Origin of the sequence: Archangium sp., assembly GCF_036388035.1 — a bacterium.
In the GTDB taxonomy this organism is placed as follows: domain Bacteria; phylum Myxococcota; class Myxococcia; order Myxococcales; family Myxococcaceae; genus Archangium.
In genome coordinates, this window is sequence record NZ_DASVSO010000872.1 from 1 (window position 1) to 11,032 (window position 11,032).

6 protein-coding genes are annotated in these 11,032 nt (G+C 67.0%); 5 read left to right on the plus strand and 1 reads right to left on the minus strand.

The window, feature by feature from the left end; genetic code table 11:
* From VF697_RS35855 to VF697_RS35870, 4 genes are all read left to right on the plus strand, one after another.
* The coding region (locus VF697_RS35855; protein WP_331102209.1) for a M1 family aminopeptidase at positions 1-1,552 on the plus strand (1,552 nt) is incomplete at its 5' end.
* A gap of 81 nt (positions 1,553-1,633) precedes the next feature.
* Positions 1,634-2,215, plus strand: coding sequence for a transposase zinc-binding domain-containing protein (locus VF697_RS35860; protein WP_331102217.1), 582 nt, complete (start codon positions 1,634-1,636; stop codon positions 2,213-2,215).
* Positions 2,216-2,425: 210 nt separating this feature from the next.
* Complete coding sequence (locus VF697_RS35865; protein ID WP_331102211.1) at positions 2,426-2,962, plus strand: sterol desaturase family protein; 537 nt, start codon at positions 2,426-2,428, stop codon at positions 2,960-2,962.
* Between the two features lie 716 nt (positions 2,963-3,678).
* On the plus strand, positions 3,679-9,297 hold the full coding sequence (locus tag VF697_RS35870; protein WP_331102213.1) for an RHS repeat-associated core domain-containing protein: 5,619 nt from the start codon (positions 3,679-3,681) through the stop codon (positions 9,295-9,297).
* Between the two features lie 71 nt (positions 9,298-9,368).
* On the opposite strand, the gene VF697_RS43625 is transcribed toward VF697_RS35870, so the two are convergent.
* Positions 9,369-9,602, minus strand: coding sequence for a hypothetical protein (locus VF697_RS43625; RefSeq protein WP_414641401.1), 234 nt, complete (start codon positions 9,600-9,602; stop codon positions 9,369-9,371).
* A 748-nt stretch (positions 9,603-10,350) separates the two neighbouring features.
* On the opposite strand from VF697_RS43625, the gene VF697_RS35880 reads away from it, so the two are divergent.
* The gene (locus VF697_RS35880) at positions 10,351-10,572 is read left to right on the plus strand and encodes a hypothetical protein (RefSeq protein ID WP_331102215.1); all 222 of its coding nucleotides are present in this window, start codon (positions 10,351-10,353) and stop codon (positions 10,570-10,572) included.
* The last annotated feature ends 460 nt before the right edge of the window (positions 10,573-11,032 follow it).

Below are 11,032 nucleotides of genomic sequence, written 5' to 3' on the forward strand. Positions count from 1 at the left end.
CCTGCGGGTGGAGCTGTTCGTGCGCGGCCGCCCGCTCGACGCCGTCCACCTGCGCGTCACCCCGAACGCCTTCGACAAGCGGATGAAGCTCTCGGACGTGAAGGTGGACGGGCAGCCCGCGAAGCTGGAGCACCCCGAGACGAGCCTCTACCGCGTGCCGCTCGCCAGCGCCGCGGCTCCGGGCAGCTCGGTGGTGGTGGAGCTCGCCCTGGAGGCGGAGGTGCCCAAGGCGGCGCCGGGCTCGACCACGCTGATGGGGGCGCTCGGAAGCTCCGGCGGTGGGGCAGGGGACTACGGGGCCTTCTCCGCGACGGAGGACTTCATGAGCCTGGTGGGGGTGGTGCCCCTGGTGCCTCCGCTCGACGCGCGCGGCAACCCGTGGGAGGGGCCCGCGGGCATCGGCGACCTGGCGCTGTATGACCCCTCGAACGTGCTCGCCAACGTCATCGTGCCCTCGGGGTGGAAGGTCCACACCACGGGCGTCCCCATGGGCGAGGTACCCCAGAAGGACGGCCGCATCCGCTACAGCTTCGCCGCGGGCGCGGTGCGCGACTTCCCCGTGTTCGCCTCGCGCGGCTACCAGAGCGCCACCACGACGGTGAATGGCGTCACCGTGGAGAGCCACTTCGCCGCCCGCGACGCCGAGGTGGGCAAGCGCGTGTTGCAGTACGCGAGTGATTCGCTCACCGAGATGGAGCAGCGCCTGGGGCCCCTGCCGTTCAAGTACTTCCGCGTGGTGGAGGCCCCGCTGTCCGGCGGCGCCGGAGGCATGGAGTTCCCCGGGCTCGTCACCGTGGGCACCTCGCTCTACCGGGGGGCGGCGGACCCCGGCACCGCGCTCGAGGGCATGCCGGGCATGGAGCAGATGCAGAACCTCCTCCAGGCCATGGGAGGGGACACGGCGCAGTTCGCGAAGCTCGGCAAGACGCTGGAGCGCACGCTCGAGTTCACCGTGGCCCACGAGGTGGCGCACCAGTACTTCGCGGGGCTGGTGGGCTCGGACCCCATCAACGCGCCCGTGGTGGACGAGTCCCTCGCCCAGTACACGGCGCTGCTCTACATGGAGTGGAAGCACGGGCGCGCGGTGGCCGAGCAGCTGCGGCAGGAGGCGCTCGTCTCGTCCTACCACCTGCTGCGGCTCTCGGGCGGCAAGGACGCCCCGGCGGACCGGCCCACCACCGACTTCGACAACCCCATCGAGTACGGCGCACTGGTGTATGGCAAGGCGCCGCTGCTGCACCACGCCTCGCGCAAGCTGATGGGGGACGAGGCCTTCTTCAAGGGCCTGCGCGCGTACGTGGACGCCTACCGCTTCAAGTGGACGTGCGGGGACTGCCTCACCCGCGAGCTGGGCAAGGTGAGCCCCTCGAAGGCCGCGGCGCTCGAGCGCCTGCGCGTGCGCTGGTGGAAGGAGGCCCACGGCGACGAGGACCTCGGCAAGGCGAACATGGGCGCCCTGCTGGGCGGCGGGGTGGACGGGCAGGAGCTGGACCCGGAGACGCTGAAGCTCATCGAGGAGCTGCTGCCGGGCCTGATGAAGGAGACGGAGTAGGCGCAGCCATCACCACGCCCAATTGGCACCTGTGCGCTGCCGCACGGTGCTCTGGCGGAAGCCAGCGAGGTAGGGCGCGGCCTGCCCCGGTATGTGGAGCGGGACTTCGCCAGGTACCTGGAATGCGGAGTGCTGGCGCATGGCTTCGCGCGGGTGCGCTGCGAGAGTTGCAAGGACGAACTGCTCGTCGCCTTCTCGTGCAAGGGACGAGGGGTGTGCCCCTCCTGTAGCGCGAAGCGGGCGCATGTGACGGCGATGCACCTGGTGGAGCAGGTGCTGCCGCACGTGCCCTTCCGGCAGTGGACGCTAGCTTTTCCGCACCGGGTCCGGTGGGTGCTGCTCAAGGACGTGGGACTGCTCTCGGACGTCCTCACCGTCTTCCTGCGCGCAGCAGGAGAGGGGGAGGCGAGCGTGGCGCCCCAGGCAGGTGCGAGGCAGGAAACGAGGAAGGAGCGGACAGGGGGAGGGGACTGGGCAGGGCTGCGACGAAGGAGCTTCGCGGTGGAGGTGTTGGCCTGCGTGAGGTGTGGAGGCAGGCGGCGAGAGCTGGCGTACGTGAAGGAAGCGGGAGGGGTGAGAGCGATTCAGGAGCACGTGGGCCTGCCCACGGCAGGTGCGAGGCTGGCCCCGGCGCGAGGGCCCCCCCAGGCCGCGTGGTGTTGAGGCTCAAGCCGCCCGGGCCAAGAGAGCCAGCCCCCAGCCGCGCACCCCCTGGGGGAGCGGCCTGGGCAGTCGTGTACCTCAAGGGGCTGCGCGGCCTGTCCACCCGCTTGGCTCACTGCTCGGACGGCCCCTGTCAGCGGTCCTCCTCGGCACCTGCGCTCCAGCCCTCACCCTCAACATGGCCTCTATCCCGCCTATACGCTCTTCTTCGTGGCCGCGGACTTCTTCAAATACGCGGTGCATGTGCTGATGCACACGCGCTGGCTGTGGCCGGTGCACCGCTTCCACCATTCCCCCGAGCAGCTCTGGTGGTTCGCCGGCAACCGCGCCAGTGCCGCTCATGTGGTGCTGCACTTCCTGCCCACGGTGGCCCTGAGCTGGCTTCTCGCGGTGCCCCCCTCCTGGGTGATGCTCAAAGCGGGAATCAACCTCCTCTGGAACCACGTGATGCACGCGAACGTCGCCTGGCCGGCGGCGGCCCAGCGCATCCTCGAGTGGGTGCTCGTCACGCCCCGCTACCACCATGTGCACCACGCCCGGGCCCCGGAACTCCTGGGAGCGAACTTCGCCTCGGTGCTCACCCTCTGGGACCGACTGTTCGGCACGGCCGTGAGCCCGGAGCGGATGGCCGAGGGCACGCCCTTCGGGGTGGACGAGCCGCTTCCCCCACTCGTGCACCTGATGATGGGGGTGGAGGGCTCGGCCATGGCGCTGACCCATAAGGCGACGCGTAGTGTTGAGCCATGAGCAAACCAAGTCCTTCAATTCCTTGCTGGGACTCCGTCTTGGAGGCCCCCGGAACATGTGCCATGGACAGTTGATGCTCATGTGCATGTTACGTTGGCCCGATGCGCCTCGTTCCTTGCACATTGGCTGTGATTCTGGGAGCTGTGCTGCTCTCCGCGTGTGGAGATGACACTGCGGCACCTGGGCCCATCGGAAGCGTGTGCCAACGACCCGAGGACTGCGCGAGTGGCGCATGCGCTGGCGGCCACTGCATCGAGCCCCTGTCGTGCGACGACGCTTCGCGGAACGGGCAGGAGACGGACGTCGACTGCGGCGGTGGCACCTGTGAGCCCTGCGCGAATGGAAGGAAGTGCCGGACGGCGAGCGATTGCGCGGGGAACTCGTGCAGCAGCGCGGGCATCTGCGAGGCACCGGTCTGCCTGAACCAGACGAAGGATCCGGGCGAGACCGACATCGACTGTGGGGGACCTGGCTGCGCTCCTTGTGACGACGGCAAGGCCTGCGCGCTCGGAACGGATTGCAAGAGCGCCCGGTGCAGCGACGGTGTCTGCAAGGCCGCCTCGTGCAGTGATGGCGAGAAGAACGGCACCGAGCAAGGCATTGATTGTGGAGGCTCATGCCCGGCATGCCCGACGGCGCTTAACCCAACGGTCCCCTTCAACTTCTCCAACAGCATCGCGTTCCTCTACACGGGGCCTGGTGCCATCCAGACAGGCATGACGCCTGGAGCGGTCGACCCGGTGCGCGTAGCGGTCGTCCGTGGCCGCGTCCTCGACCGCGACTCCAACCCGGTCGCGGACGTCAGTGTCCACGTCCACGGCAAGCCCGAGCTCGGCACCTCGAAGACCCGCGCCGACGGCACCTACGACCTCGTCATCAACGGTGGCGGCACCGTGACGCTCGGCTTCGAGAAGGCCGGCGTGCTGCCTCTCCAGCGGAAGGTCCAGCCGCCGCTGCGCGACTGGGTGCAGCTGGACGACGTCGTCGTCACGCCGCTCGACCCGGCCGTGACGGCCATCGACTTCTCCGCGCCCATCCAGGTGCACCGGGCGACGACGCAGACGGACGGCGACGGGCCCCGGAGAGCGACGCTCCTCTTCACCCAGGGGACGACTGCGGGAATGGAGATCGGAGACAAGACGCTGCCGCTCACCTCGCTCCATGTGCGCGCCACCGAGTACACCGTGGGCTCCCGTGGTCGCGAGGCCATGCCCGGCGAGCTCCCCGCCTCGAGCGCCTACACCTACGCCGTCGAGCTCAGCGTCGACGAGGCAATCCAGGCCGGAGCCTCTCGTGTCGTCTTCTCGAAACCCGTCGTGACATATGTGGAGAACTTCCTCCAGTTCACCACCGGCACACAGGTGCCCGTCGGCTACTACGATCGCGACGCGGCCCACTGGGTGCCGAGCGACAACGGGCGTGTCGTCAAGGTGCTCTCCATCACCGACGGCCTAGCGGACCTCGACGTCACCGGCAGCGGAACGCCCTCGGATGCGGCGACCCTCGGCGCCCTTGGCATCACCGACGTGGAGCGCGCACAGCTTGCGACGCTGTATGCGCCCAACGCGACGCTCTGGCGCGTCACCATGACTCACTTCACACCGTGGGACTGCAACTGGCCGTACACGCCACCGGACGATGCCATCCCTCCCCTGGAGCTTCCCCCGGACATTGAAAACGATGACCCCGAAGAAGATCCTGAATGCACCGGTGGGTCGATCATCGAGACCCAGAACGGCACGCTCGGAGAGCGCCTACCGCTGGCGGGCACCTCGCTGGGCCTCAACTATCGAAGCACACGCGTCCCCGGTCCACGCTCACTCGCTCTGACCAGGACCGTGCGCCTGACCGGTCCGACCGTTCCGGCGAGCCTGCTCTCCGTGGAGTTCCACGTCACCGTGGCTGGCAGGCACTACACCCAGTCTTTTGCCGCGGCGCCGAACCTGTCAGCGGTCGTGAGCTGGGATGGGAAGGACGCCTACGGACGCACGCTCACGAGCCCGACCCCGATGTCCATCGATGTAGGCTTTGTCTACCGCGCCCAGTACAGGGCAGCGTCGGGCAATGCCTTCGAGCGCGCCTTCAACAGGCCCTCGCTCTTTGGCACCGATGGTTTTTCACGAGACAGGGCACGTCAAGAGATCACCCTCTGGCGCAAGACCCGAACCACGTTGGGCAGGAACATGATGGGGAAATGGCTCGCTCAGGGGGTGGGACTCGGCGGCTTCACCCTCGACGTGCACCATACGTACGACGCCCTGACCACCACCCTCGAGCTCGGCAACGGGACGCGTCGGTCCGGCACCCGGCTCGCGCAGACCGGCGGCTACTTGCGCGACCTCGGGATGCCGGCCCGCGACATCGCCTTTGGCGCCGATGGGACGCTCTACGGCATCAACAAGAACACTCTCTGGCGAAAAAAGCCCGGCGGCGACTTCGAGCGCTTCGCGGGTGCGGACAACAACACGAATGAGAGCGACGGGGATGGAGGGAGCGCCCTTCTGGCCAGACTCTGGCGACCGCGCTTCCTGGCAGTCGGTCCAGACGAGAGCGTCTATTTCACGCAGGCTGAGAAGATCCGTCGCATCCGTACCGATGGGATCATCGAGCGCATCGCTGGTGTCGACTACCCGGCCCCCTCTTCCTTGGAGGACGGCGCTCCAGCGAAGGAGGCCTTCATTTACAACCCCACCGGCATCGCCGTGGCGCGCGATGGGACCATCTATTTTTCCGAACGCACCGGCAGCGTGTCAACGAGGCCCAGTGGTATTCGGAGCATCACGACGGACGGTCGGATCCACTACCTCTACGACGTGGACTGGTATGAGTCGTACCACAATCCCACGCAGGGGGGGCCGCTGGTCCTCGACTCCGAGGGCAACCTCTATGTCGCCAGCAGCCGCGTTCTGCGCTTCACGCCCTCTGGCGTCAAAAAGAACCTCTTCGAGCTCTTCTGGGCAAGAGGTGTCGCGCTGACCCCTTCCGGGTCGCTGCTCGTCACCGACATCACCAAGGGCTATGAGCTTCAGCCCGACAAGAGTCTCACCCCCTTCCTTCCCGCCCTGGTCGTGAAGGGAGGCCCAGACGAGCAGACCTACCCGAACGTCCGGGTGAGCCCCACGGGCGACATCTACGTCATGCCCTACGCCCTCGCGACGAGAAGCAACTACGAAACCGACAACCTCACCGGCAATCTCCACCTCTACATGCCGTCGAAGAAGTTCGACAACGGCGACTCGATCATCCCCTCCGATGATGGCGAGGAGGTCTATGTCTTCGACGCCGAGGGCCGGCACAAGCGGACGATGTCCAAGGCCGGAGTCACCCTCTGGCAGTTCACGTACGATGCCGCCGGGCACCTTCATGAGGTCACGGATCGCAATGGCCTCGAGACGACCATCGAGCACGACACCGCTGGAAACCCGACGGCCATCGTGGCCCCCGGTGGCCAGCGGACGACCCTCGCCGTGGACGCGAATGGCTACCTCTCGAAGCTGACGTATCCGGCTGGAGAGTCCATCTCGCTCACGTACACCCCCGAAGGGCTCCTCACCCGGCTTGAGGACCGCCGCGGTGGCATTCATACGTTCGACTACGACGCCAACGGGCACCTCGTGAAGGACACGGATCCGGCGGGCCATGCGAAGACCCTCGCGGCCACGTACTCCCCGTCGGGGCGCAGCGTCATCGTGACGAATCCCTCGGGCCGGACGCAGAAGTACGAGACCGGCTCCAATGCCGAGCGTCCGGCGACGGGAAACCTGCAACGCACGACGACGGTCCCCACGGGCGGCGCCTTCAGCGTGTCCGCTCCCGGCGATGGATCCAACGCATTGACAACCCCCGACGGGACAAAGCTCACCGTGTGGCTGAAGCCGGATGAGCGCTGGGGACTCCAGGCCCCCTACCGCGGACGCGTCCAGATGCAGACGCCTCTCGGCAAGACGCTGGAGACCAAGCACGCTCGCACCGTCTCGTTGGCCATTCCGGTCGAGCCCGTGTCATTAACGAAGCAGATCGACACGTTCACGACGAACGGGCGTACGACGACCAGGACCTACGACACCGTGGCGCATACGGTGACCACGGTCTCGCCGGAAGGCCGCACCTCGGTCGTGACGCTCGACGAGAAGGAGCGCCCCATTGCCATGAGCGCCGACGTCGCCGCCATCCCGGAGCCCGTCCGGCTCACCTACGACTCGAGGGGAAGGCGCACCCAGGTGGCCCAGGGCAACCTCTCCCAGACCCTGGAGTTCGACGCGAGCGACCGCCCCATCGCTTCCTCGGACGCCCTCGGGCGCAAGACGCGGTTCGCGTACGATGCGGCGGACCGCGTCTCGAAGGTCACGCTACCGAGCGGCAAGGTCTACACCCTGGGCCATGACGCCGCGGGCAACCAGACGTCGGTCCAGATGCCGAGCGGGGCCATCCATCAGCTCGCCTACGACTCGCGCGATTTCATGAGTGGATACACGCCCGCCGGGGGCGAGCGCCTGAGCCTCCTCCTCGACGGAGACCATCGGCTCACGCGCATGACCCTGCCGGGTGGCCGCCTGCTCGACCATACGTATGACGAGGGGGGCCGGCTCGTGGGTACCGCGTATGCGGAGGCGACGGTCGCGCTGACGTACCACGGAGCGACGGACCGCCTGGCGACCCTGACGAGGACCTCGACTCCAGCCGCGACACCGCAGGGGCTCTCCTTCACCTTCGACGGTGGGCTCGTGACGGGCATCGCCATGACCGGCGACGCCCGGGGCGCCTATACGTTCCTCTATGACAACAACTTCTTCGTGACGGGCCTTCAGCTCGACGGAGGTGCGGTGAGCTCCCGCACGCGTGACCGGGACGGGCTGCTGGTGGGGCTTGGACCGTTCAGCCTCACGCGGAGCGGCCCCGCGGGGCTCCTCTCGAGCATCCAGCAGGGCACGACGACCGTGGAAACGATGACCTACGACACCCTGGGCCGTGAGGCCACTCGAACCCTGAGCCCCGCTGGCGTCATGCGGTACAGCGCGACGCTCGGCTACGACGTGGCGGGGCAGCCGGCCACGAAGCTTGAGACCGTGGCGGGGAAGAACCGCCAGTTCGAGTACACCTACGACAGTGACGGGCAGCTCGTGAACGTCCAGCGGACCGATGTCGACACCGGGGCGGTCAGCTGCGAGGTGTATGCCTATGACGTCAATGGTAATCGCACCCAGCGCAAGGCGGGCACCTGCGGCGCCGAGGAGGTCGTCGAGACAGCCACGTTCGATGCCCAGGATCGCCTGCTGACGCGCGGAGCGGTGGCCCACACCTTCGATGCGGCCGGCTTCCTCACCCGGCGCGGTGGGGACTCCTTCGTCTACAGCGCGCGCGGCGAGATGCTCGAAGCGACCGTCGACGCGGGACTGCCGGGCGAGACGGTCATCACCTATGGCTACGATGGCCTCGGGCGGCGCACCACCCGCACGGACGCGCTGGGAACGACCCAGTACCTCTATTCCTCCATGGGCTTCGCGCTTACCCACTCGCGAAGTCCCACGGGCGTCCTCTCGGAGTACTTCTACGATGACGCGGGCCGCCTCTTCGCGCTGACTCGCGCCGGCCAGACCTACTACGTCGCGACGGACACCGTGGGGTCACCGAGGCTCGTGACCGACGCCGCCGGTACCATCGTCCTTGAGGTCGAATACGACGCCTTCGGACGCATCGTGTCCGGAGACCCCACCGCCTTCGAGCTGCCCATCGGTTTCGCCGGTGGCATTCCCGATGCCAGGACGAAGCTCGTTCGTTTCGGCCATCGCGACTACGACCCCGAGGCGGGCCGCTGGACGGCGCGCGACCCCGTGCTCTACGGAGGCGGCCAATTCAATCTGTACGCGTATGCGCGGAACGAGCCCATCCTCCACGTCGATCGGAGCGGGCTTGCGTCGACCATCTGTGAGGCGCTGTCAGAGCTCGCTGCCAAGGAGAAGAAGGAGGGGGGTCCAAGGGACTACGCGAACTCCGTCCTAAAGTGGTTCGAGGGACAGCCGTTGACCGTTAACGACGGGAACGTGAGCAATCCGATCCCCTTCACCTACGGATCCACGGTCGGTGGGGTCGACTTCAACTACTTCGAGACGACCTACGCCGGGTCCCGCCAGCTCGGCTCCCTCGTCAGCGGTTACTACAACACGCTGATTACCACCGGCTTTCAAGTTGCCCATCTGGTGGTCAAAGGCTCAAGCTTAAGCGACGTGGCGAAGAACTTCGTGGAAAACATGGGTGGGATCGTCATGGGACTCGACGCTCAGCGGTATCCGAGCATCGAGGCGTATCGGAAGTCCGTGTGCTGTTGCGAGAAATGACGACCCCGCTAAAAGGACCGCCCCCGGGTCGACAACCCCCGGGGCGACGGTGTTCCGCCGTGCGGCGGGAGCTACAGCGTCGGCCGGAAGATCTTCAGCCCGGAGCGACCACCGGCGTTGAGCGTGTTGCTCTCGATGAAGTCGCTCACGGTCGAGCGGCCGTCGCCAGTGGTGATGGCGGTGTGGCCGTACTTGGCGCCCAGGCGCAGCACCTGGGACTTCCCACGCAGGCGCTGAAGCGGGCCCCGGCCCGGGGACCACCCCAGCGGGCGTGGTGCTGAACCTGGCGCAGCCGCTGTCAACACGCCCCAACTCCCTGCCTCTCCTCAAGCGAGGGCGGCCAGGGCAGGGGTATGCCCCAAGGGGTTGCACCGTCCCGTGTACCGGCGCGGCGCGCGGCCTTGCTGGCCCCGTCAGCGGCCCTTCTCGGCCCCTCCGCTCCAGCCCTCTCCCTCCACATGGCTTCTATCCCGCCTATACGCGACAAGAACCGATTTGGTCCCCTGATACGAGCCGTGCCTCCTTTCTAGGATTGGGTTCGACTCAAGGCGGCGGACAACCTCGATTGGAGGCGGCGGGAATCGAAGCCGCTAACGGCGGATCCGCCCCCCTCGGGGTCAGAGGCATCCCCCCGTTTTCCCTCAGAAGACGGGGCACCCATCTGTCCGGGCGAGTCCAGGCGCGTCCGTTCCGTTTGGTCCTTTTTTGGGTGCGCCGTGAAAAGGTGCACTTCACCAGCGGGTGGAAGTCCCGCCCGAGGAATTGTCGATGCACCTCGGAAGCCATCGGGCGGTGAAGGTGGACGACTCCCTGAGCCGAAGCCCCGAAGAAGAAGGCCTCTGAAAGGAGGTCGAGCGAGTACGCAGGCCGCAACGCGAGTGAAGCCTGAGCAGGCCCCGAGAGGACTGCGTGGGTGCCGACCCGTCCCAAAAGCGGGGAAGGCCGAGGTGCCAGGTGGCAGCAATCGACCAAGCCTGGTGGCCCACCGGGGTAATGGGCGTGGCATGTGTGCAAAAGGTGGAGTGCGCAACACGGGAGACCTGTGTGTGCGGGGTGAAGACCGAACACGCTGAAAGGGCGTGGCACGCACAGGAGTCGGAGGGGCTCAGTACCTGGGAAGCGGGTAACGACCGTGGAGGGAAGGGGCCCTGGTTCAGAGTGCTTTCTCGAGGAGTGGACGAGTGGGAGATTGGCGAGAGCCTGACAACCCCTACAAAGCTCGAAGAGTTCCAAGAGAAGCTCTACGTGAAGGCCAAAGCGAACTGTCGGCGCTGAATGCCCCACGTGAAATCTGTCCGAGAGCCGGATGCGGGAAATCCGCACGTCCGGTTCGATGAGAGGCGAGGAGGAAACGGGCTGTGGGTGAGATTCGGCGAGAGGGAGAGCGGAAGCGAACCCTCGCAGTGGGCGCCGACGAACCCGAGCAGCACCGCGCCTCCCGCCCCCCTCTACTCCCCTCAGACCTCTGCAAGGTCAGAACGGTAGGCCGTTCTGGCCTCAACATTTCCTATTCTCACCTATTCTCAAAAACAATACTTACAACAGACCCGCCTCGACATGGAGGGTGGAGTGACGTCCCATATCCGAGCCTCGACGCGAGAGCGCACCTCAGCCCCAGCAGGAGCGTTTGAACGCGCGAGGGCACCATTGGTCTGGCTTGCCTACCCGACGAGCGCCCTGCCTGTCGGACGCGTGCGAGGGCTGTACCGGCCCGGCACGCCAGCCTGGACGCACG

What these genes read in the sequence shown, in the direction of transcription:
- VF697_RS35870 (WP_331102213.1), top strand. Translation starts at nt 3,679, where the DNA reads ATGACGCCTGGAGCGGTCGACCCGGTGCGCGTAGCGGTCGTCCGTGGC.